This window comes from Frigoribacterium sp. NPDC087798, from assembly GCF_044742985.1.
Classification (GTDB): domain Bacteria; phylum Actinomycetota; class Actinomycetes; order Actinomycetales; family Microbacteriaceae; genus Frigoribacterium.
In genome coordinates this window covers 15,108-35,169 of the sequence record NZ_JBIUVP010000001.1, presented here as the reverse complement: position 1 = coordinate 35,169, position 20,062 = coordinate 15,108, and the positions used below count along the sequence as shown (strand labels likewise).

At 72.4% G+C, this 20,062-nt stretch carries 21 protein-coding genes; 12 read left to right on the top strand and 9 right to left on the bottom strand.

All coding sequences use genetic code 11. The features are described 5' to 3' along the window. Nucleotides 1-21: 21 nt before the first annotated feature. Both ACIOSR_RS00205 and ACIOSR_RS00200 read right to left on the bottom strand, forming a co-directional pair. Nucleotides 22-969, bottom strand: a complete 948-nt coding sequence (locus ACIOSR_RS00205) for a DnaJ domain-containing protein (protein ID WP_402751573.1) — start codon at nt 967-969, stop codon at nt 22-24. A gap of 70 nt (nt 970-1,039) precedes the next feature. Then, nucleotides 1,040-1,447, bottom strand: coding sequence for a TIGR02611 family protein (locus tag ACIOSR_RS00200; protein WP_082460206.1), 408 nt, complete (start codon nt 1,445-1,447; stop codon nt 1,040-1,042). 62 nt (nt 1,448-1,509) lie between these two features. On the opposite strand from ACIOSR_RS00200, the gene ACIOSR_RS00195 reads away from it, so the two are divergent. The 3 genes from ACIOSR_RS00195 to ACIOSR_RS00185 all read left to right on the top strand — a co-directional run bounded on the left by ACIOSR_RS00195 (nt 1,510) and on the right by ACIOSR_RS00185 (nt 3,979). After that, nucleotides 1,510-2,481 (top strand): aldo/keto reductase, encoded by a 972-nt coding sequence (locus ACIOSR_RS00195; protein ID WP_056044998.1) that lies wholly within the window; start codon nt 1,510-1,512, stop codon nt 2,479-2,481. A 13-nt stretch (nt 2,482-2,494) separates the two neighbouring features. Next, on the top strand, nt 2,495-3,358 hold the full coding sequence (locus ACIOSR_RS00190) for an aldo/keto reductase (protein WP_056044995.1): 864 nt from the start codon (nt 2,495-2,497) through the stop codon (nt 3,356-3,358). Nucleotides 3,359-3,430: 72 nt separating this feature from the next. Further along, the gene (locus ACIOSR_RS00185; RefSeq protein ID WP_192123723.1) at nt 3,431-3,979 is read left to right on the top strand and encodes a YbhB/YbcL family Raf kinase inhibitor-like protein; all 549 of its coding nucleotides are present in this window, start codon (nt 3,431-3,433) and stop codon (nt 3,977-3,979) included. 81 nt (nt 3,980-4,060) lie between these two features. Here ACIOSR_RS00185 and ACIOSR_RS00180 read toward each other — a convergent pair whose 3' ends face one another. After that, a complete protein-coding gene (locus tag ACIOSR_RS00180; protein ID WP_056044991.1) occupies nt 4,061-5,065 on the bottom strand; it encodes an aldo/keto reductase family protein in 1,005 nt (334 codons plus the stop codon). Nucleotides 5,066-5,186: 121 nt separating this feature from the next. On the opposite strand from ACIOSR_RS00180, the gene ACIOSR_RS00175 reads away from it, so the two are divergent. From ACIOSR_RS00175 to manD, 3 genes are all read left to right on the top strand, one after another. Beyond that, the gene (locus ACIOSR_RS00175; protein ID WP_402751572.1) at nt 5,187-6,050 is read left to right on the top strand and encodes an EI24 domain-containing protein; all 864 of its coding nucleotides are present in this window, start codon (nt 5,187-5,189) and stop codon (nt 6,048-6,050) included. Beyond that, entirely contained in the window at nt 6,047-6,907 is an 861-nt protein-coding gene (locus ACIOSR_RS00170) for an aldo/keto reductase (protein WP_402751571.1), read from the top strand. The genes ACIOSR_RS00175 and ACIOSR_RS00170 overlap by 4 nt, the downstream gene beginning before the upstream one ends. Before the next feature lie 136 nt (nt 6,908-7,043). Further along, nucleotides 7,044-8,282, top strand: a complete 1,239-nt coding sequence (gene manD, locus ACIOSR_RS00165) for a D-mannonate dehydratase ManD (RefSeq protein WP_402751570.1) — start codon at nt 7,044-7,046, stop codon at nt 8,280-8,282. 31 nt (nt 8,283-8,313) lie between these two features. On the opposite strand, the gene ACIOSR_RS00160 is transcribed toward manD, so the two are convergent. The 4 genes from ACIOSR_RS00160 to ACIOSR_RS00145 form a co-directional block, all read right to left on the bottom strand. Continuing rightward, a complete protein-coding gene (locus tag ACIOSR_RS00160) occupies nt 8,314-8,796 on the bottom strand; it encodes a VOC family protein (RefSeq protein WP_056044983.1) in 483 nt (160 codons plus the stop codon). Between the two features lie 144 nt (nt 8,797-8,940). Next, nucleotides 8,941-10,410, bottom strand: a complete 1,470-nt coding sequence (locus ACIOSR_RS00155) for an NCS2 family permease (protein ID WP_173150795.1) — start codon at nt 10,408-10,410, stop codon at nt 8,941-8,943. Nucleotides 10,411-10,523: 113 nt separating this feature from the next. Next, complete coding sequence (locus tag ACIOSR_RS00150; protein ID WP_402751569.1) at nt 10,524-10,928, bottom strand: hypothetical protein; 405 nt, start codon at nt 10,926-10,928, stop codon at nt 10,524-10,526. A gap of 78 nt (nt 10,929-11,006) precedes the next feature. Further along, nucleotides 11,007-11,864, bottom strand: coding sequence for a LysR substrate-binding domain-containing protein (locus tag ACIOSR_RS00145; protein WP_043594893.1), 858 nt, complete (start codon nt 11,862-11,864; stop codon nt 11,007-11,009). Nucleotides 11,865-12,006: 142 nt separating this feature from the next. Between ACIOSR_RS00145 and ACIOSR_RS00140 the strand changes: the two genes are divergently transcribed. After that, entirely contained in the window at nt 12,007-13,329 is a 1,323-nt protein-coding gene (locus ACIOSR_RS00140) for an MFS transporter (protein WP_402751568.1), read from the top strand. Nucleotides 13,330-13,341: 12 nt separating this feature from the next. Here the strand turns inward: ACIOSR_RS00140 and ACIOSR_RS00135 are convergent, their stop codons facing one another. Together ACIOSR_RS00135 and ACIOSR_RS00130 are read right to left on the bottom strand one after the other, a co-directional pair. Next, nucleotides 13,342-13,959 (bottom strand): TetR/AcrR family transcriptional regulator, encoded by a 618-nt coding sequence (locus ACIOSR_RS00135; protein WP_402751567.1) that lies wholly within the window; start codon nt 13,957-13,959, stop codon nt 13,342-13,344. A 255-nt stretch (nt 13,960-14,214) separates the two neighbouring features. Next, entirely contained in the window at nt 14,215-14,616 is a 402-nt protein-coding gene (locus ACIOSR_RS00130; protein WP_056044973.1) for a hypothetical protein, read from the bottom strand. Nucleotides 14,617-14,682: 66 nt separating this feature from the next. Here ACIOSR_RS00130 and ACIOSR_RS00125 point away from each other — a divergent pair, with 66 nt between their 5' ends. The 5 genes from ACIOSR_RS00125 (at nt 14,683) to ACIOSR_RS00105 (ending at nt 20,044) form a co-directional block, all read left to right on the top strand. Beyond that, a complete protein-coding gene (locus ACIOSR_RS00125) occupies nt 14,683-15,726 on the top strand; it encodes an LLM class flavin-dependent oxidoreductase (protein ID WP_402751566.1) in 1,044 nt (347 codons plus the stop codon). A 61-nt stretch (nt 15,727-15,787) separates the two neighbouring features. Continuing rightward, nucleotides 15,788-16,750, top strand: coding sequence for an acetylxylan esterase (locus ACIOSR_RS00120; RefSeq protein WP_402751565.1), 963 nt, complete (start codon nt 15,788-15,790; stop codon nt 16,748-16,750). Between the two features lie 123 nt (nt 16,751-16,873). Beyond that, nucleotides 16,874-17,905: an NADPH:quinone reductase gene (locus tag ACIOSR_RS00115; RefSeq protein ID WP_402751564.1), complete on the top strand. Its 1,032-nt coding sequence runs from the start codon at nt 16,874-16,876 to the stop codon at nt 17,903-17,905. A 109-nt stretch (nt 17,906-18,014) separates the two neighbouring features. Then, nucleotides 18,015-19,064, top strand: a complete 1,050-nt coding sequence (locus ACIOSR_RS00110) for an MBL fold metallo-hydrolase (protein WP_402751563.1) — start codon at nt 18,015-18,017, stop codon at nt 19,062-19,064. A gap of 104 nt (nt 19,065-19,168) precedes the next feature. Next, nucleotides 19,169-20,044, top strand: coding sequence for a patatin-like phospholipase family protein (locus ACIOSR_RS00105; RefSeq protein ID WP_402751562.1), 876 nt, complete (start codon nt 19,169-19,171; stop codon nt 20,042-20,044). Nucleotides 20,045-20,062: the final 18 nt, after the last annotated feature.

Below are 20,062 nucleotides of genomic sequence, written 5' to 3'. Positions count from 1 at the left end.
GGGCCCGGGCGCCAGCCCCGGTCAGACGAACCGGATGGCCTGCTGCAGCCGGGCCCGGACCTCGAAGACGTCCGAGATGCTCGTGCGGTCGCCGAGCTCGGGACCGTGACGCAGGACCTGCGGCAGCAGCGAGCGACGCACGACCCAGGTGCCCCCGGCACGACGCCCGACCTTCTCGAGGGCGGGCCCGAAGTCGTCGTCGGGCACCACGATCAACTGGGCCGTGAACGACACGCGGGTCTCCCGTCGCACGGCGCGGGCCTGACGCGTGAGGTCGCGGACGGGCTCCTCGTCGGCGGGGATGCCCCTGCCGACGAGCTCGCCGCGCGACACCTGCACCTCGCTGCCCCAGTCGGAGGACTGGATGGCGAAGAGGCCCGACGGCCCCAGCACGACGTGGTCGAGCTTGCCCTCGACACCCGCGTCGACGTCGCTCCAGATGGTGAAGCCGATGCCGAGTTCGGTGACGGCCGCGACGGTGGCCTCTTCGGCCATCGCGTCGGCGAGCACGTGACGGATCTCGGGAGGCGCGCTCCGGACGAGGCGCTCGTCGTACGGATCGTCGAGCGGGACTCCCCGACCGACCCACTCACGCATCAGGCCGAGGTACCGCTCGCGGTTCGCACCACCGGGGTGGCCGTGCACCCGGGCCTTGGGCTTCGAATCGGTGCGAGCCGGCTCCCGGGGCGGCGGTGACCAGCCGGGGGCATTCGAACCCGCGGACCGCGCGCTGCCCGAGGGGGCGGTGCTCTGGGACGCCGACCCCTGGTCGTAGGAGGCGCGGGCCTCGGGCGTGCCCACCTGCTGCCACGCGTGCTGCACGTCGCGGAACGCCTGCGCGGTGCCGCCGAGGTCGGGGTGGGTCTGGCGGGCCAGCCGTCGATAGGCGCGACGGAGGTCGTCGGTCGACGCCGTCGACGGCACGCCGAGCACCTCGTAGGGCGTGGCGGAGGCGGGACTGGGCGTCACGACGGCGACTTTACCGAACGTGCGCTGGACGTCCGGTCGACGGCCGCCGGGACCGTGTGGGCCCGATGGTTCACCGCGACGGGGCGGCCGAGGGCTTCACGGTCGACGCCCGCCGCGCCGACCGGGCGACCCGCCACGCCCGCCACCGGAGACGGGCGCGGCCGACGAGTCGACGCACCCACAGGGTGATGCGGTGGGCGGCCGGGAACTCCGTGCCCAGCACGGCGACCCCGAGGAAGACGACGAGCCAACCGGGTCCGGGCAGCGGGACCAGGATGAGGCCTACGACGACGATCAGGGCTCCGAGCACCCCGACGCCGATCTTGTAGAGCAACCGGAGCCGAGGGTGCGCGTCGAGCCTCAGGCGCATCTTCGCGTGACCGTCGCGCAGTGCACGGCGCCGAGCACCGCGGTGCGGACCGGCCCCGCGACGCTCGTCGAGGGGCACGCCGTCCGGGCTCTCGGGCTGCTCGTCCATGACGGCGACGTTAGGGGGCGTTCCTGTGAGCAGCACGGCCCGGGAGGGGGTAGCCAGGGAACATGGATTACACACACCTCGGACGCACAGGGTTGTCCGTCTCACGGGCCGTCCTCGGCACGATGAACTTCGGGCCCCAGACCACGGAAGACGACTCCCACGCGATCATGGACCGGGCCCACGAGCTCGGCGTCAACTTCTTCGACACGGCCAACGTCTACGGCTGGGAGAAGGGCGAAGGCATCACCGAGCAGATCATCGGTCGGTGGTTCGCCCGTGGGGGCGGGCGACGGGAGAAGACCGTCCTCGCCACGAAGCTGTACGGCGACATGGGCGACTGGCCCAACGACGGCAAGCTCAGCGCCCTGAACATCCGTCGAGCGCTGGACGCGAGCCTGACGCGTCTGCAGACCGACCACATCGACCTCTACCAGTTCCACCACGTCGATCGCGAGACGCCGTGGGACGAGATCTGGCAGGCGATGGAGGTCGCGGTCCAGCAGGGCAAGGTCCTCTACGTCGGCAGCAGCAACTTCGCCGGCTGGCACATCGCGCAGGCCCAGGAAGCCGCCAAGGCACGTCACTTCAGCGGCCTCGTGAGCGAACAGTCGATCTACAACCTGATCGTGCGGGACGTCGAGCGCGAGACCCTGCCCGCCGCCCGTCACTACGGTCTCGGGATGATCCCGTGGTCGCCGCTCAACGGCGGTCTGCTCGGCGGCGTCATCGAGAAGACCGAAGAGGGCTCACGACGACTCGAGGGGCGGAGCGCGGAATACGTCGCCGAACACCGCGACCAGCTCGAGGCCTACGAGGCGTTCGCCCGCGAGTTGGGCCACGCGCCCGGCGAGGTCGCCCTCGCCTGGCTGCTGCACCAGCCGGGCGTCACCGGGCCGATCACGGGCCCGCGGACGATGGCGCAACTGGAGTCGGCGGTCGCCGCCGTCGACGTCGAGCTTGACGAGGCCGCGCTGGCGCGGCTGGACGAGATCTTCCCCGGGCACGAGACGTCGCCCGAGGACTACGCGTGGTGAACCGGAGGACGACATGAAGACCAGGACAATCGGAGACGTGACGGTCAGTGCGATCGGCCTGGGCGGCATGCCCCTGTCGATCGAGGGCCGACCCGACGAGAAGCAGGGCATCGCGACCATCCACGCCGCACTCGAGCAGGGCATCACCCTGATCGACACGGCCGACGCCTACCACCAGGCGGGAAAGGACGAGGTCGGGCACAACGAGTTGCTCATCGCCAAGGCGCTGAAGAGCTACCACGCCGACACCGACCAGGTGCTCGTCGCCACGAAGGGTGGACACCTCCGCCCCGAGGCGGGGGCGTGGGCGCAGAACGGCGACCCGGCCTACCTCAAGGAGGCCGCCAAGGCCTCGGCGAAACGGCTGGGCGTCGAGACGATCGGGCTGTACCAGTTCCACCGACCGGACCCGGCGGTGCCCTACGCCGACTCGATCGGCGCCCTGGTGGAGCTGCTCGACGAGGGCGTCATCCGCATGGCGGGCATCTCGAACGCCACGCCCGACCAGATCCGCGAAGCGAACGAGGTGCTGGACGACCGACTCGTGTCGGTGCAGAACCAGTACTCGCCCGCGTTCCGGTCGAGTGAGGTGGAGCTCGCGCTGTGCGACGAGATGGGCATCGCGTTCCTGCCGTGGAGCCCCCTCGGCGGCATCACGAACGCCGGTGAGCTCGGAGCGAAGCACGCCGTGTTCGCCGAGATCGCCAACGCCCGACGGGTCACGCCGCAGGTGCTGACGCTCGCCTGGGAGCTCGCCAAGTCCGAACTCGTCATCCCGATCCCGGGGTCGACCCGACCGCAGACGATCATGAACTCGGCGACGGCGACGTCGATCAAGCTCTCGACCGACGAGATCCAGCGGCTCGACGCCGCCTGATCGCACACCCGGTGCGCCCGCCCCTCGGGGCGGGCGCACCGTCACGACCATCCCGACGAACAGGAGACAGCCATGGCCGACGCCAACCTGACCCGCCCCTACGACATCATCGGCATCGTGCCCGGGTTCGAGCTCTCGAGCACGGACCTCACCGACGGGGGTGAACTGCAGCGCGCGCAGGTGAGCGGCATCATGGGCCCGGGCGGAGACGACGCCAGCCCCCAGCTGAGCTGGTCCGGCGCCCCCGAGGGCACCAAGAGCTATGCCGTGACGGTCTACGACCCCTACGCCCCGACGGGCTCGGGCTTCTGGCACTGGGCCGTGGCCGACGTCCCCGCCGACACGACGTCGTTGCCCTCCGGTGCGGGTGACGACCAAGGCTCGGGCCTGCCCGAGGGGGCCCTCCAGCTGAAGAACGACGGTGGGCTCGCCCGCTACGTCGGTGCGGCACCGCCCGAGGGCCACGGACCGCACACGTACTTCGTCGCGGTGCACGCCCTCGACGTCGAGAAGATCGGGGTGGACGAGACCGCCAGCCCGGCGTACCTCGGCTTCAACCTGCACTTCCACACGCTGGCCCGCGCGGTGATCTCCGCGACGTTCGAGGTCCCCGGGGCCTGAGCGGTCGCACGCCGAGTCGACGCACGACGACGCCCCGCCACGATCTCGTGGCGGGGCGTCGTCGCGTCGGGCGACGGCCGATCAGGCTTCGCGGCCGGCCGGCATCTGCGTCTTGCGCGGGTCCGTCTCGGCGAGACCGTCGAAGATCGACTCGATGCGCGACAGGACGTCGGCCTCGAGGGTGACGCCCGACGCCTTCGCGTTCGACTCGACCTGTTCGGGACGCGACGCCCCGATGATCGCCGAGGCGACGTTCTCGTTCGACAGCACCCACGCCAGCGACAGCTGCGCCTGGGTCAGCCCCAGGTCGGACGCGATCGGCTCGAGCTGGGCCACGGCGTCGAGGACGTCGTCGCGCATCCAGCGTTCGATCATGCCCGCACCGCCCTTCTGGTCGGTGGCCCGGCTGCCCGCGGGCAGCTCGGCACCGACGGTGTACTTGCCGGTCAGGACGCCCTGGGCGACGGGAGACCAGACGATCTGCGAGATGCCGAGTTCGGCCGAGGCCGGGACGACCTCGTCCTCGATGACGCGCCAGAGCAGGGAGTACTCGGGCTGGTTCGAGACGAGCTGGATCTTCAGCTCGCGAGCCAGGGCGTGCGCCTCGCGCAGCTGCTCGGCGTTCCACTCCGAGACGCCGATGTAGAGCACCTTGCCCTGGCGGACCAGGTCGGCGAAGGTCTCCATCGTCTCCTCGAGGGGCGTCTCGACGTCGTACCGGTGGGCCTGGTAGAGGTCGACGTAGTCGGTCTGCAGGCGCTTCAGCGACCCGTTGATCGACTCGGTGACGTGCTTGCGGCTGAGGCCCGTGTCGTTGTGGCCCTTGGGCCCGGTGGGACCGTAGACCTTGGTGAAGATCTCGAGAGACTCGCGCCGCTCGCCCTTCAGCGCCTCACCGAGCACCGTCTCGGCCTGCGTGTTCGCGTAGACGTCGGCCGTGTCGAACGAGCTGATGCCGACGTCGAGCGCCGCACGGACGCAGCGCGTCGCCGTGTCGTTCTCCACCTGGGACCCGTGGGTGAGCCAGTTGCCGTAGGTGAGCTCGCTGACCTTGAGCCCGCTGTTGCCGAGGTACCTGAACTTCATGGACGACCTTTCTCGGTGGTGCCGCCTCGATGCGGCACGCCGTCGACGCTACGCGCCGCCCCCGCGCCGTGACGCGTCGTCCGACCGCACCCGCGCCTCCGGCACTCGGTACGCTCGCCCCGTGTCGGTGATCGGGGAGTTCTTCGGCGGGGTGGGCCTGCTCGGCCGGGGCCTGCGCCTGTGGGCGACCTCCCCGCGGCTCATGCTGCTGGGCGCGGTGCCCGCCCTCGTCGTGGGTGCGGTCTTCGCCGCGGCCCTCGTGGGCGTGGGGCTCGCCGCCGACGACCTGGCCCGCACCCTGACGCCGTTCGCCGACGGGTGGCCCGAGTGGTCCCGCACCCTCGTGCGTCTCGGCGGCGGCCTGGCCGTCGCGGCCCTGGCCGTGCTGCTCGCGGTCGTCGCGTTCACCGCCGTCACGCTCCTCGTCGGCGATCCCTTCTACGAGCGCATCTGGCGTCGCGTCGAGGAGCGAGAGGGCGACCCGCCGGCCGACGTCGACCGGGGCTTCTGGCGCGGGCTCGCCCGGAGTGCCGGCGACTCGCTCCGACTGCTGCTGGCCACGGCCGGCGTGGGCGTCCTCCTGTTCGTCGGCGGGTTCGTCCCGGTGCTCGGCCAGACGGTCGTCCCGGTGCTCGGCGCCCTGACCGGCGGATGGTTCCTGGCGGTCGAGCTCACCGGGTACGCCTTCGACGCCCGGGGCCGCTCGCTCGCCGAGCGCCGCCGTGGCCTCGCCGTCAACCGGGCGCGCACCCTGGGGCTGGGCACCGCCACCTACCTCCTGTTCTTCGTCCCCCTCGGGGCCGTGCTCGTGATGCCGGCCGCCGTCGCCGCGGCCACCCTGCTGGCCCGCGAGGTCACGACGGGGCCGAGCACGGCGGGCCCGACCACGGTGGGCCCGACCACGACGGGGCCGAGCACGGCGGGCCTGAGCGCGGCGGGGCCGGCCACACCCTCCCCGCGCGACGACTACCATCTCCCGGCATGACCACCCCCGCGACACCGACCAATCCCGCCGTCGCCCTGCCCGACGGGCGCGTCGTCCCGGCCCTCGGCCAGGGCACCTGGAACATCGGCGACGACCCGCGGCGCCGCGCCGACGAGGTCGCCGCCCTACGGGCCGGCCTCGACGCCGGCCTGACCATGATCGACACCGCCGAGATGTACGGCGGCGGGCGGTCCGAACAGCTGGTCGGCGAGGCGATCGCGGGCCGGCGCGACGAGGTGTTCCTGGTGAGCAAGGTGCTGCCGGGCAACGCCTCGCGCCGGGGCACGGTCGAGGCCTGCCACGCCAGCCTCGGGCGCCTGGGCACCGACCGCCTCGACCTCTACCTGCTTCACTGGCGGGGGCGCCACCCGCTCGCCGAGACCGTCGAGGCCCTGGAGGCGCTGGTCGCCGAGGGCGCGATCGGAGGCTGGGGCGTCAGCAACTTCGACGTCGAGGACCTGCACGAGCTGCTCTCGGTGCCCGGTGGCAAGAACGTCCAGACGAACCAGGTCCTGTACAACCTGGCCCGTCGCGGACCCGAGCTCGACCTGCTGCCCTGGGCGCGGGAGCACGGCGTGCCGCTCACCTCGTACTCCCCCGTCGACGGCGGCGAACTGCTCGGTCACCCCGTGCTCGAGCAGGTCGCGACCGATCTCGGCGTCTCGTCGGCGCAGCTCGCCCTCGCCTGGGTGCTGCGCCTCGTGCCCGACATCATGGTCGCCGTCAAGGCGGGCACGGCCGGGCACACCCTCGAGAACGCGGCCGCACTGGCCGTCGACCTCGACGACCAGGCGTTCGTGCAGCTCGAGCGCGCGTTCCCCGCGCCGACGACCAGGGTGCCGCTCGAGATGCGCTGACCCGCGCCTCCCGGGCTCGCCTCGCGCCCGCGCATGCGCCCGACGGGCTCGCCTCGCGCTCGCGCATGCGCCAGAGTGGAGGGACCAGCCCGGGTGACATCGACGTCACCCGGACGCGAGCTCCAGAGGACACCGCATGATCATCGACAGAGCCGACGTGATCGTCACCAGCCCCGACCGCAACTTCGTGACGCTGAAGATCACGACCTCCGACGGCGTCACCGGCCTCGGCGACGCCACCCTGAACGGGCGCGAACTCGCCGTCGTCGCCTACCTGACCGAACACGTCGTGCCCCTGCTGATCGGGCGCGACCCGGCCCGCATCGAGGACACCTGGCAGTTCCTCTACCGCAGCGCGTACTGGCGGCGCGGGCCGGTCACGATGGCCGCCATCGCCGCGGTCGACGTCGCCCTCTGGGACATCAAGGCCAAGGTCGCCGGCCTGCCCCTCTACCAGCTGCTCGGCGGGGCCTCGCGCACGGGGTTGCTGACCTACGGCCACGCCTCGGGGAAGGACCTCGAGGAGCTCTTCGACAGCGTCCGCTACCACCAGGAACAGGGCTACAAGGCCATCCGCGTGCAGACCGGGGTGCCCGGCCTCGAGTCGATCTACGGCATCGCCTCGAACGCCACCTTCGACGCCAACAGCGGCGTGCGCTACGACCACGAGCCCGCCCAACGCGGGGCCCTGCCGAACGAGGAGGACTGGGACACCCGCTCGTACCTGCGGCACGTGCCCACCGTGTTCGAGGCGGTGCGGAACGAGTTCGGCCCCGAGATCCCCCTGCTGCACGACGGTCACCACCGCATGACGCCGATCCAGGCGGCGAGGCTCGGCAAGAGCCTGGAGCCCTTCGACCTCTTCTGGCTCGAGGACGTCACCCCGGCCGAGAACCCCGAGGCCCTGCGACTCGTCCGGCAGCACACGACGACCCCGCTGGCCATCGGCGAGATCTTCAACACCGTGTGGGACTACCAGCAGATCATCCGCGAGCAGTTGATCGACTACGTCCGCAGCGCCGTCACGCACACGGGCGGCATCACCCACCTCAAGAAGGTGCTCGAGTACGCCTCGCAGTACCAGATCAAGTCGGGCATGCACGGTCCGACCGACATCTCACCGGTCGGCATGGCGGCCGCGATGCACCTCGGACTCGCGATCCACAACTTCGGCATCCAGGAGTACATGAAGCACGGCGCGAGGACGGACGAGGTCTTCCAGCAGAGCTTCACGTTCGAGGACGGCATGCTGCACCCGGGTGAGCAGCCCGGCATCGGGGTCGAGCTGGACGAGCGGGCCGCCGCGGCGTACCCCTACGCGCAGGCCTACCTGCCCTACAACCGCCTCGCGGACGGGACCGTCCACGACTGGTGACGAGGAGGCGCGGCGCGGGCGAGCGCGTCGGTCACCCCTCGTAGGCCGCCGCCAGCTCGGCGATGACCAACCGCGTCATGCCCATCATCGCGGTCATGGCCCGGGCGGCACCCTCGGGGTCGGGCCCGCCGAGGTAGCGGTCCATCACCGACGGGACGACCTGCCAGGAGAAGCCCCAGCGGTCCGTCACCCAGCCGCACCGCCCCTCCTGTCCGCCGTCGGCCGCGAAGGCGTCCCAGTAGTGGTCGAGCTCGTCCTGGGACTCGACCGAGATCGAGAACGACGTGGCCTCGGTCGGCCTCGGCCCTCCGTCGCCGCCGTTCAGCAGGCGGTAGGGCTGGCCGTCGAGTTCGAGGTCGACGACGAGGGCCTGACCGGCCATCGCTTCGTCGGGGAAGTCGTCGGGATAGCGCGACACGTCGGTGACGCGCGACGACGGGAACAGGGTGACGTAGAAGTCCGCTGCGGTCTCGACGTCACGACCGAACCAGAGCGTGGGGGTGATGCGGGGCATGACGCGCCTCCTCGGGGTGGGCAGGCGGCGCCGTCGCCGCCTGCTGCCGGTCAGCGTACTGCGGAGCGGATCGCCGCACGAGACCTCACGACGTGCCGCGCGCCCGGAACGCCGAGCGGCCCGTCGTGACGTCCCGGTGGACGCCTAGCCGATCAGCGCCTCGATCGGGCCGCGCACGAAGTAGACCAGGAACCCCGCCGCGACGATCCAGAGCAGCGGGCTGATCGTGCGCGCCCTGCCCGCGAACGCCCGCACGACCACCCAGCTGACGAAGCCGACGCCGATGCCGTTCGCGATCGAGTAGGTCAGCGGCATGGTGATGATCGTCAGGAACACCGGCAGGGCGACCGAGAAGTCGGTCCAGTCGATCTGGCTGATCTGCGACACCATGAGCGCGCCGACGATCACGAGCGCCGAGGCGGCGACCTCGAGCGGGACGACCTGGGTCAGCGGCGTGAAGAACATGGCGAGCAGGAACAGCGCACCGGTGACGACCGAGGCGAAGCCCGTCCGGGCGCCCTCACCGATGCCCGAGGCCGACTCGACGAACACGGTGTTGGACGACGAACTCGTCGCACCGCCCGCGACCGCGCCGACCCCCTCGACGATCAGGGCCGAGCGGAGGCGGGGGAAGGTGCCGTCGGCGTCCGCGACGTCGCCGGCCTTGGCCAGGCCGGTCATCGTGCCCATGGCGTCGAAGAAGTTGGTGAAGACGAGCGTGAAGACCAGCATGACCGCCGACAGCACGCCGATGCGGGCGAAGGCCCCGAAGCTGAACTGGCCGACCAGCGAAAGGTCGGGCAGGGCCACGATCTGGGTGGGCAGCACGGGGGCGTTGAGGTTCCAGTCGTCGAGGTTCTGGCCGTTCGACGGCGGCACCTGGAAGATCGCCTGCAGGGCGATGGCGATGACGGTGGACGCGACGATGCCGATGAAGATCGCCCCCCGCACCTTGCGGGCCATCAGCACGCCGATGACGAGCAGGCCGATGACGAAGGTGATGGTCGGGAGGGTCGCCACCGAGCCGGAGTCGCCGAGCTGCAGGGGCGGCGACGACGTCCCGCTGGTGCGCACGAAGCCCGAGTCGACCAGGCCGATGAACGCGATGAACAGGCCGATGCCGACCGTGATCGCGGTCTTGAGCGCGGCGGGCACCGCGGTGAAGATCATGCTGCGCAGACCGGTCACGGCGAGGATCGTGATGACGAGCCCGTTGATCACCACGAGACCCATGGCCTCGGGCCAGGTGACGTCCTGCACGACGTTGACGGCCAGGAACGAGTTGATGCCGAGTCCGGCGGCGAACGCGAACGGGAGGCGCGCGACGGTTCCGAAGAGGATCGTCATGACGCCGGCGGTGAGGGCCGTGACCGCGCCCACCTGACCGTTCTGCAGCCAGTTGCCGGCGACGTCCTTGGCGGCCTGGTCGGCGCTGAAGCCGCCGAGGATCAACGGGTTCAGGATGACGATGTACGCCATCGTGACGAAGGTGACGACGCCGCCCCGGATCTCGCGGGCCCAGGTCGAGCCGCGATGGGTGATCTCGAAGAACCGGTCGAGGGTGCCCCCGACTCCGGGTCTCGGCGGGGTGGTGACGGGGGCGTTCGTGGCCATGGCGATGCGTCTCCGGTGAGATCGGATGTCGAGGGGGAAGAGAACAGGATAGGGCGCGCCCAGGGTGCACCCAGCAACGACCCCGCCCCGTGACCGCCGACGCGCCCGGACGCCTAGGAAGCGCGGTGCACGCCGAGCGCGCGCGTCACCAGGGGCACCTGCAACGGCAGCCGCACGAGGGTGACGGCCCGGCGAGCCGTCGTGGCCCGCTCGCTCGTCAGGGCGCGGAGGGCCATCGAGACGTTGGCCGGGAAGACGGCGACGAAGAGCGCGGCGGCGGCGAGCCCGCCGACCGGACGCGTGCGCGGGGCGAGGAGGGTGGCGGCGATGCCGACCTCGGCGAGACCCGAGCCGATCGTCCAGAACCGCGCGGGGCCCGGGACGCTCCTCGGGACGACCGCGTCGAAGACCGCGGGTGTGGCGAGGTGCAGGAGGCCGGAACCGCCCAGGATCGCGGCGAGGACGCGGGCGTCCCGACGGGCGGCGGACTTCTGACGGCGTGTGGGGCGGTGACTCATGCGACCATCTTGCGCGCGCCTCCCGGGGTCGGGCGGGGGCGGCGCGCCGGAGCGGTCGGACGACGCTGCCGGACCGGGTCAGACGGCGCGGCTGACGCCCCGGCTGGTGATGGCCGACATGAGGGCGTCGACGGGCTCACGGGCGGCACCCGGGTTGGCGACGAGCACGTAGTCGACGTCGCCGAGGGTGGGCAGCGAGAACCGGTCGCTGACCTTGACGAGGTCGGTGGGGATCAGCGAGAAGGGGAACACGGCGACCCCCATGCCGGCTCGCACGGCGGCGAGGACGCCGTTGACGTCACGGGTGTTGCAGGTGATCCGCCAGGTGCGCCCGGCGCGCTCGAGGGCGTCGATGGCCATCTGGCGGCTCAGGCTGGGCGCCTGGTAGGCGATGAGCGGCACGGGCTGGCCGGGTTCGACGACCAGCTTCTCCTGGCCGATCCAGACCATGGCGTCGCCCGCGACCCGCGTGCCCTCGTCGGACTCGCCCGCGGTCTGCTTCACGAAGATGAGGTCGAGGTGGCCTGCGGCCAGACGACGGCGCAGCGGCGCGGACTGGTTGACGGTGAGCTCGAGGTTGATCTGCGGATAGAGCTGGCGGAAGTGGCGCAGGATGCGCGGCAGCTGGGTGATGGCGAGGTCGTCGGCGGCGCCGAAGCGAAGGCGGCCCCGCATGGCCGAGCCGCTGAAGTAGCTCTCGGCCGCGGCGTGCGCGGCGAGGATCGTGCGCGCGAAGCCGGCCATGGCGTCGCCGTTGTCGGTCAGGCGGACGTCCCGGGTGTCGCGGGCGACGAGCGTGCGGCCCGCGGCCTTCTCGAGCCGGCCGACCTGCTGGCTGACCGTCGGCTGGCTGATGCCTAGGCGCTGCGCGGCCCGGGTGAAACTGCGCGTCTCGGCCACGACGAGGAACGTCGCGAGCAGCGTGGGGTCGTACACCGCGCCTCCTCCGTCGAAAAGGTCTCGGGCCTCGTCATTCACGAAGCCAATGTGATTGATCATCCCCCACCGGGGTCCGAATGACCAGGCCGGCCCTACCGTTGGTGCAGACCGTGAACCGAACCACCAGCGCAGGAACGTGATGTCCGCCCCGCCCCGCACCGACTTCCCCCCGACCGCCCCGCTCCCGATCAGCACGACCCGCCCGCCGTGGCGGCACACCTTCATCGCCCTCAGCGTGCCGAACTTCCGTCTCTGGACGGCCGGCAACGTCGTCGCGATGACCGCCGGCTGGATGCAGCGCATCGCCCAGGACTGGCTCGTGCTCGAACTGACCGGCAGCGCGACCGCCGTGGGCATCACCGTGGCGATGCAGTTCGCCCCGATGCTCTTCTTCGGCCTGCTCGGCGGGGTCATCGTCGACCGCTTCTCGAAGCGCGCCCTCATGCTCGTCACGCAGAGCCTGTTCGCCGTGCTCAGCCTGGGGCTCGCCGCCCTGACCCTGGCGGGCGTCGTCGAGGCCTGGCACGTCTTCGCCATCGCCTTCGCCACGGGCCTCGTCACCGTGGTCGACAACCCGGCCCGACAGGTGATCGTCACCGAGCTCGTCGGCCACACCCACCTCCGCAACGCCATCAGCGTCAACTCGAGCGTGTTCCAGCTGGGCGGCATGGTCGGCCCCGCGATCGCCGGCGTGCTGCTGCTGGCGGTCGGCGCGGGGTGGGCGTTCGTCGTCAACGGCGTCGCCTGCCTGGTCGTGGTCGTGATGCTGACGATGCTGCGGACCGCGCAGATGACGCGGGTCGCCTCGTCGGCACGAGGCCGCGGCCAGCTGCGGCAGGGCCTCTCCTACGCCCGCTCGAAGCCGACGATCGTCGTGCCCGTGCTGCTCGTCGGCGTCTACGCCGTGTTCGGCCTCACGATGCCCGTGCTGCTCGCGTCGTTCGCGGCGGACGTCTACGACGTGGGCCCCGGCGGGTACGGCCTGTTCAACTCGATGATCGCCGTCGGGGCCCTGACCGGCGCCCTGCTGTCGACGCGGCGCGCGACGATCCGGCTGCGCACCATCGTGCTGGGCGTGCTCGTCACCGGCGTGCTGCAGGCCGTCGCCGGCTCGATGCCCTCGCTCGTGCCGTTCGCCGTCGTCCTCGTCGGCGTCGGGCTCGCGTCGTTGCTGTTCTTGACGGCCGCGAACCAGCTGGTGCAGATGTCGAGCAACATCGCGATCCGGGGGCGCGTGATGTCGCTGTACATCCTCGTGCTGCTCGGCGGCCAGGCGATCGGCGGACCGCTGATGGGCGTGATCGTCGAGACCTTCGGCACGCACGTCGGCATGATCGTCTCGGGCGGCGTGCCGGCCGTCGCCGCCGCCGTGACGGCCTTGGTGCTCGCCCGGCGGGGTCAGCTGACCCTGCAGGTGCGGACCCGCGGGCACGTGCCCGTCGTCACGATCGAGCAGCGCTAGGCCGGGCGGGCGTCAGGCCGTCACGCCGCGGGTGAGGGCGGCGACGACGTCGCCCATGAGGTCGCCGGCCGCCTGCTCACCCGTGGCGGGCCAGTCGAAGGCGACGCCCAGCGTGATGCAGATGAGGACGCGGGCGAGCGTCCGCGACTCGAGACCGGTCACGGGGACGGTCTGCCCCTGGAAGACCTCCTCGACGAGGCCGTGCAGGGCGTCGAGCACCTCGCGGCGCTGACGGACGAAGTCCGCCATCACCTCGGGGTGCGAGAGGGCGTGCGCGCGGAACTCGCTCATCAGCGCGAAGTCCTCGACCTGCCCGGGGCCGTAGGGCGCGAACGCCGTGCCGATCTTCTCGGGCAGCTGGTCGAGCGAGGTGCCCGGGAAGAACATGCCCTCGAGTGCGCCGAGCGCGCCGTCGGTCTCGCGACGCATGAGGCTGCGGACCAGGTCGTCCTTCGACGAGAAGTTCGAGTAGACCGCACCCTTGCTGAACCCGGCGGCCCGCGCGACGTCGTCCAGGGTGGTCGCGTGCACCCCGCGTCGGGAGAACAGCTCAGCCGCCGCGTCGAGCAGCCGCTGCTTGACCTCGGCTCGTGGGATGCGGGGAATCGGAGCCCCGGAGGTGGTGGCCATGCTGCGACCCTAACGGGTGCGGGTGATCCTCAGAAGTCACCCGCGCCGCCCTCGCAGAAGGCGCATACCGACGGGTATCCAGGCGCTACCATCGTGATCGCCTGGTGAACCCGAAGCATCAGGAGAACGCGCGGGTGCGCGACCGTCCGACCCTCACCACGTCCCCAGGCCGGTCGCGCACCCCGCACCCCACTCCCGGTCGGAGGCCGTCGAAGGGGCACGACCCGCGCCTCCCGGCGTCGACCGCGAGCCGCGTCAGATCGCGGTGCGCCGCGCCGATCCGCCGAAGCCGATCGAGACGTCGAGGCGCCAGGCCTTCGGCTCGCCCGAGACGTGCGTGGTGCCCACGAAGCGCAGCCGGTCGCCGGCACCGAGGCTGAGCACCCCGTGCACGTCGAGGTTCTCGCCGAGCCGGAAGACGATCTCGTGCTCGTCGAGCAGGTCGTCGTCGACCGTGGCACCGAAGGTGGCACCGTCGAACTTCACGGGCACGTCACGGAACACCAGCGACGGCGGCTCGTCGGACCAGTCCGCGACCTCGGGCACCCGACCCGCGACGATGCGGGCGTCCACGACGCCGTCGTCTCCGAGCGTGACCGAGGAGGCGCGCAGGTCGATGCCGAGGTCGTCACCGTCGATGCGAAAGCGGTTCTCCACGGCACCACGCTACCCAGCACGGCCGCCCGGCGGAATGGCCGGGCGACGTCGGGGGTTCGCCCGGTCATGAAGAAGCGCATCGGGTTCCTGTCGTTCGGCCATTACCAGGACGTGCGGGGCTCGGCGACGCCGACCGCCCGGGAGGCGCTGGTCCAGTCGATCGAGCTGGCCGAGGCCGCGGAGGAGATCGGCGTCGACGTGGCCGCCGTGCGCGTGCACCACTACGTGCGCCAGGCCGCCAACCCGTTCCCGCTGCTCGCGGCGATGGCCGCGCGGACGACCCGCATCGAGCTCGGCACCGGCGTGATCGACATGCGCTACGAGAACCCGCTCTCGATGGCCGAGCAGGCGGCGGCCGCCGACCTGATCAGCGCGGGGCGCCTGCAGCTCGGCGTCAGCCGCGGATCACCCGAGCCCGCCCTGCGCGGCTGGGAGGCCTTCGGCCACGTCCCCCTCGACGGCGAGAGCGACGCCGACCTCGCCCGCCGGCACACCGAGGCGTTCCGGGCGGCGATCGACGGCGCAGACGTCGCCGAGTCGGACCCCAAGATGACCGGCTGGTCGCACGGGCTCTCGGTCGAGCCGCACTCCCCCGGCCTCGGCGAGCGCATCTGGTGGGGTTCCGGCAGCCGGTCGACGGCCGTCTGGACCGGCGAGCAGGGCATGAACCTGATGAGCAGCACCCTCTTGACGGAGGACACGGGGGTGCCCTTCGACGAGCTGCAGGCCGAGCAGATCGCGCTGTACCGGGAGGCCTACCGCGCCGCCGGGCACGCCCGTGAGCCGAGGGTGTCCGTCAGCCGCAGCGTGATCCCGATCACCACCGACGAGGACCGTCGCTACTTCGGCGTCCGCGCCCAGGCCGACTCGCAGGACCAGGTCGGTCTGCTCGACGGCGTGCAGTCACGCTTCGGCAAGAGCTACGTGGGCGAACCCGACGTCATCGCCGAGCAGTTGGCCGCCGACGCCGCGGTCCGGGGCGCCGACACGATCCTGCTGACGGTGCCCAACCAGTTGGGGGTCGCCTACAACGCCCGTCTGCTGCAGACGGTGGCGGACCACGTCGCCCCGGCGTTCGGCTGGGTGCCGAACCTGGCCCGCGCGAGCTGAGCCGCGCCTCCTGCACCGCGCCTCCTCGGCTGTCGTCACGGGCTGCGGTAGACAAGGGGGCATGTTCACCGACCTGCCCGAACCCGCCCTGCGGGAGTACCGCAGCACCCAGACCGACCCCGACGACTTCGACGAGTTCTGGGCGACGACGCTCGCCGAGACGCGGGCGCACCCGCTCGACCTGCGGGTCGACCGGGTCGACACGGGGCTGACGACGGTCGACGTCTACGACGTGACGTTCTCCGGGTGGGCGGGTCAGCCCGTGCGGGCCTGGTTGCGCGTGCCGGCCGCAGCGGAGGGACCGTTGCCGGCGGTCGTGCAGTTCGTCGGCTACGGCGGCGGTCGCGGCGCCGCCGTCGAGAACCTCTTCTGGTCGTCGGCCGGCTTCGCTCACCTGCAGATGGACACCCGCGGCCAGGGCTCGGGGTGGAGCCTCGGCGCCACCCCCGACCCGGACGGCTCGGGCCCGGCGCACCCCGGCGTCATGACGCGGGGCATCGACTCGCGCGAGACCTACTACTACCGCCGGGTGTTCGCCGACGCCGTTCGCGCCGTCGAGGCCGCGCGCGGACTCGACGTCGTCGACGCCTCCCGGGTGTCCGTCGTCGGCGGCAGCCAGGGCGGCGGCATCGCCCTCGCCGTCGCGGGACTCGTCCCCGACCTCGCCGCCGTCGCGGCGTACGTGCCGTTCCTCTGCGACTTCCGGCGCGCGACCGTCATCACCGACGCCGACCCGTACAAGGAGATCGGACGCTACCTGGCGGTCCACCGACACCGTGCCTCCTCGGTGCACGACGTCCTCGCGTACTTCGACGGCGTCAACTTCGCGAGGCGGGCCACGGCCCCGGCCCTGTTCACGACGGCGCTGATGGACCCGACCTGCCCGCCGTCGACGGTGTTCGGCGCGTTCCACGCGTACGCCGGGGCGGCCGACGTCACGGTCTGGCCGTACAACGGACACGAGGGCGGCGGGTTCGAGGACGACCTGCTGGCGCTCGCCCTGTTCCGCGGCGCCGGGGCCTGAGCCGGCCCGCGCACCACACGACGCCGTCGAGTGGGCACGACACCGTGACGTGCAGCGGTGCCGTGTCCACTCGGTGGCGTCCCGGAGGGAACACGGCGGGGCCGGGTCTGGTTGGCTCCGGGCATGAAGTCGATCGTGTACTCCGAGACCGGACCCGCCCCCACCGTGCTGCAGCTCGTCGACCGCGACCTGCCCGAACCCGCCGCCGGCGAGGTGCGGGTGCGCGTCGTGTTCTCGGGCGTCAACCCCACCGACTGGAAGTCCCGCGCGGGCGGCGGGCCCGGCGAGTCGCTGCCGTTCCCCGAGGTCACGCCCAACCAGGACGGCTCGGGCGTCGTGGACGCCGTCGGCGAGGGCGTCACCGGCCTGTCGGTCGGCGACCGCGTCTGGACCTACCTCTCGGCCCACCAGCGCCCGACCGGCACCGCGCAGGAGTTCACCGTCCTGCCCGCGTCCCGCGTCGTCTCGCTGCCCGAGGGCGTCGGCCTGGACGTCGGTGCGAGCCTCGGCGTCCCCGCCATGACCGCCCACCGCGCGCTCACCGTGTGGGAGGACGGCCCGAGCCGCCTGACCGCCGGCAGCCTCGACGGTGCCGTCGTCCTCGTCGCCGGAGGCGCGGGTGCGGTCGGTCACGCCGCCATCCAGCTCGCCCGCTGGGCCGGGGCCACCGTCGTCACGACCATCAGCAGCGACGAGAAGGCCGCCCTTGCCGCGGCCGCCGGTGCCCACCACGTCGTCAACTACCGCACGGACGACGCCGCCGCCCGCATCCGCGAGATCGCCCCCGCCGGCGTCGACGTCGTCGTCGAGGTCGCCATCTCGCAGAACGCCGACCTGCTGGCCGACGTCGTCGCCCACCGCGCCTCCGTGGCGATCTACGCCGACAACGGCGGCGACACGACGACCATCCCGATCCGGGCGAACATGATCACGAACACCCGGTTCCAGTTCGTCCTGCTCTACACCGTGGGCGAGGAGGCGCTGCAGGCCGCCGTGGAGGACGTCACCGCGGCCCTGCGCGACGGCGTGCTGCCGGTCGGCGAGGCCGCCGGCCTTCCGCTGCACACCTTCCCGCTCGCCGACACGGCCGCCGCCCACGAGGCCGTCGAGGGCGACGTGGTCGGCAAGGTGCTGATCGAGGTCTCCGCCGAGTAGACGACGGGCGCCGCGTAGTCCGGCGCCGCGTCGACGACGGGCTCCGCATGGCCCGGCGCCGCCTCCGCGGACGCGGGGCGGCGCGGGCGGCGCTGGCTAGGCTCGCGGGGTGAGCGACGCCACCAGCCGACCCGAGCCTCCTGCCCCTCCCGTCCCGCTCAGCCCCGTGCAGGCCGAGGCCGTCCGTCGCGGCGCGCTGCCGCCCGTGGAGGAGGTCCGGCACGGCGTCTGGTCGGTCGCGTTCGAGTTCGGCGACGGCATCGACGACCACTCGTTGGGCTACGTCGTCGAGGGCTCCGACGGCGCCCTGACGGTCATCGATCCCGGGTGGGGAGTCGAGGCCAACCTCGACCGCCTCGAGAGCGCCCTCGCCGACGTCGACCACTCGCTGGCCGACGTCGACCTGATCGCCGTGACCCACCTGCACGCCGACCACCTGGGCGGAGCCGAGGCACTGCGTCGGGCCTCCGGCGCCCGGATCGCCCTGCACGCCGCCGAGCAGCGCGCGCTGGGCGAACGGCCGTCCGACGCCGCGGCCGCCGACGCCGACATCGCCCGGTGGGGCGCGCCCCGGGACGACCAGGAGGCGCTGGTCGCGTCGTGGGGGTCGGGTCGCCACCTGCCCGCGCTCACCGCCGACCTGCTGCTCGGCGACGGCGACGTGCTGCCCGTCGCGGGACGGCTGTTGCGGGCCGTGCACACCCCGGGGCACACGGCGGGCCACCTCTGCTTCGTCGAGCCCGAGCAGCGACTCGTCTTCACGGGCGACCACGTGCTGCCGCGGATCAACCCCGGCATCGGCCTCGGCGGGCGCACGGGAGCGAACCCGCTGACCGACTACCTCGCCTCGCTCGACCGCATGGTGGCGCTCGACGTCGCGGGCCCCGACGCCCTCGAGGTGTGCCCCGGCCACGAGTACCGCTTCGTCGGCCTCCGCGCGCGGGCCGAGGCCCTGATCGCGCACCGCACCGACCGCAGCCGTGACGCGGCCGCCGCCCTGGACGCGCTCGAGCGGCCGACGGTGTGGCAGGTCGCCGAGCGGATGTCGTGGAGCGGCGGCATCGCCTCGTTGCACGGCTACCGGCTCGGCTCCGCCCTCGCACAGACCGAGTGGCACGTGCAGGACCTCGGCCGCGCCGACGAGCTGCGCGCCGCCTGACACCCGCCCGAGGACGTGGCGAGGTGACCGGCCTAGTGTCGAGCGCGGCCCCGGGGGACGCGCCGCGCCTCCTGCCCGGACCGCCACCACGACCGAGGAGAGACATGAGCACGACCACGACCCCCACCCGCACCGCCCTCGTCCTGGGCGGTGGCGGCATCACCGGCATCGCCTGGGAGCTCGGCGTGCTGTCGAGGTTGCTCGAGGCGGGCGTGCCCGTGGACGAGGCCGACCTCGTCGTCGGCACCTCGGCCGGATCGGTCGTCGGGACGATGGTGCGGCTCGGCCGCGTCGACGAGGGCCTGCGGGAGCAGTTCGAGGCCGTGACCGAACTTCCGTCGGGCTCGATCGACCCCGAGGTGTTCCAGCAGACCCTCGGGCAGGCCCTCGCCGGGGCGACCGACCAGCAGGAGGCGCGGGCCCGCATCGGCGCCCTGGCGCGCGAGACGCCCGTGGTCGCGGACGAACCCGAACTCGTCACCGCCATGCGGGAGCGCTTCGGAGGCCTGGCCTGGCCCGACGCCGCCCTGACCGTCTGCACCGTGGACGCCACCGACGGCTCGTTCCGTCCGCTGGACGCGGGCTCGGACGTCGACCTGTACCGGGCCGTGGCCGCGAGCTGCTCGGTGCCCGTCGTCTGGCCCACCGTCGACGTCGACGGCCGCCCGACCATGGACGGCGGCGTGCGCTCGGGCACCAACGCCGACCTCGCCGACGACTACGACCGGGTGCTCGTGCTGTCGTGCGGACCCGAGCTCGACTTGTCGCCGCTCGGACCGACGCTGCCGCAGGTCGTCGAGGCGCGCCGCACCGCCGGCCGGGACGTCCTGGTCGTCCAGGCGGACGCCGAGTCCCTGCAGGCGTTCGGCACCGACGTCCTCGCGACGACCACCCGTCGCCCCGCGGCGGAGGCCGGTCGCCGACAGGCCGAGGCCGTGCTCGACGACGTCCGGGCCTTCTGGGCGGGCGGGGTCGCCTGACCGGCGACGCGCAGACCG

Excerpts from the sequence above, each read along its gene's own strand:
- ACIOSR_RS00200 (WP_082460206.1), bottom strand. The coding sequence starts at position 1,447 with ATGGACGAGCAGCCCGAGAGCCCGGACGGCGTGCCCCTCGACGAGCGT.
- ACIOSR_RS00195 (WP_056044998.1), top strand. The coding sequence starts at position 1,510 with ATGGATTACACACACCTCGGACGCACAGGGTTGTCCGTCTCACGGGCC.
- ACIOSR_RS00190 (WP_056044995.1), top strand. The coding sequence starts at position 2,495 with ATGAAGACCAGGACAATCGGAGACGTGACGGTCAGTGCGATCGGCCTG.
- ACIOSR_RS00185 (WP_192123723.1), top strand. The coding sequence starts at position 3,431 with ATGGCCGACGCCAACCTGACCCGCCCCTACGACATCATCGGCATCGTG.
- ACIOSR_RS00180 (WP_056044991.1), bottom strand. The coding sequence starts at position 5,065 with ATGAAGTTCAGGTACCTCGGCAACAGCGGGCTCAAGGTCAGCGAGCTC.
- ACIOSR_RS00170 (WP_402751571.1), top strand. The coding sequence starts at position 6,047 with ATGACCACCCCCGCGACACCGACCAATCCCGCCGTCGCCCTGCCCGAC.
- manD (WP_402751570.1), top strand. The coding sequence starts at position 7,044 with ATGATCATCGACAGAGCCGACGTGATCGTCACCAGCCCCGACCGCAAC.
- ACIOSR_RS00160 (WP_056044983.1), bottom strand. The coding sequence starts at position 8,796 with ATGCCCCGCATCACCCCCACGCTCTGGTTCGGTCGTGACGTCGAGACC.
- ACIOSR_RS00155 (WP_173150795.1), bottom strand. The coding sequence starts at position 10,410 with ATGGCCACGAACGCCCCCGTCACCACCCCGCCGAGACCCGGAGTCGGG.
- ACIOSR_RS00150 (WP_402751569.1), bottom strand. The coding sequence starts at position 10,928 with ATGAGTCACCGCCCCACACGCCGTCAGAAGTCCGCCGCCCGTCGGGAC.
- ACIOSR_RS00140 (WP_402751568.1), top strand. The coding sequence starts at position 12,007 with ATGTCCGCCCCGCCCCGCACCGACTTCCCCCCGACCGCCCCGCTCCCG.
- ACIOSR_RS00135 (WP_402751567.1), bottom strand. The coding sequence starts at position 13,959 with ATGGCCACCACCTCCGGGGCTCCGATTCCCCGCATCCCACGAGCCGAG.
- ACIOSR_RS00125 (WP_402751566.1), top strand. The coding sequence starts at position 14,683 with ATGAAGAAGCGCATCGGGTTCCTGTCGTTCGGCCATTACCAGGACGTG.
- ACIOSR_RS00120 (WP_402751565.1), top strand. The coding sequence starts at position 15,788 with ATGTTCACCGACCTGCCCGAACCCGCCCTGCGGGAGTACCGCAGCACC.
- ACIOSR_RS00115 (WP_402751564.1), top strand. The coding sequence starts at position 16,874 with ATGAAGTCGATCGTGTACTCCGAGACCGGACCCGCCCCCACCGTGCTG.
- ACIOSR_RS00105 (WP_402751562.1), top strand. The coding sequence starts at position 19,169 with ATGAGCACGACCACGACCCCCACCCGCACCGCCCTCGTCCTGGGCGGT.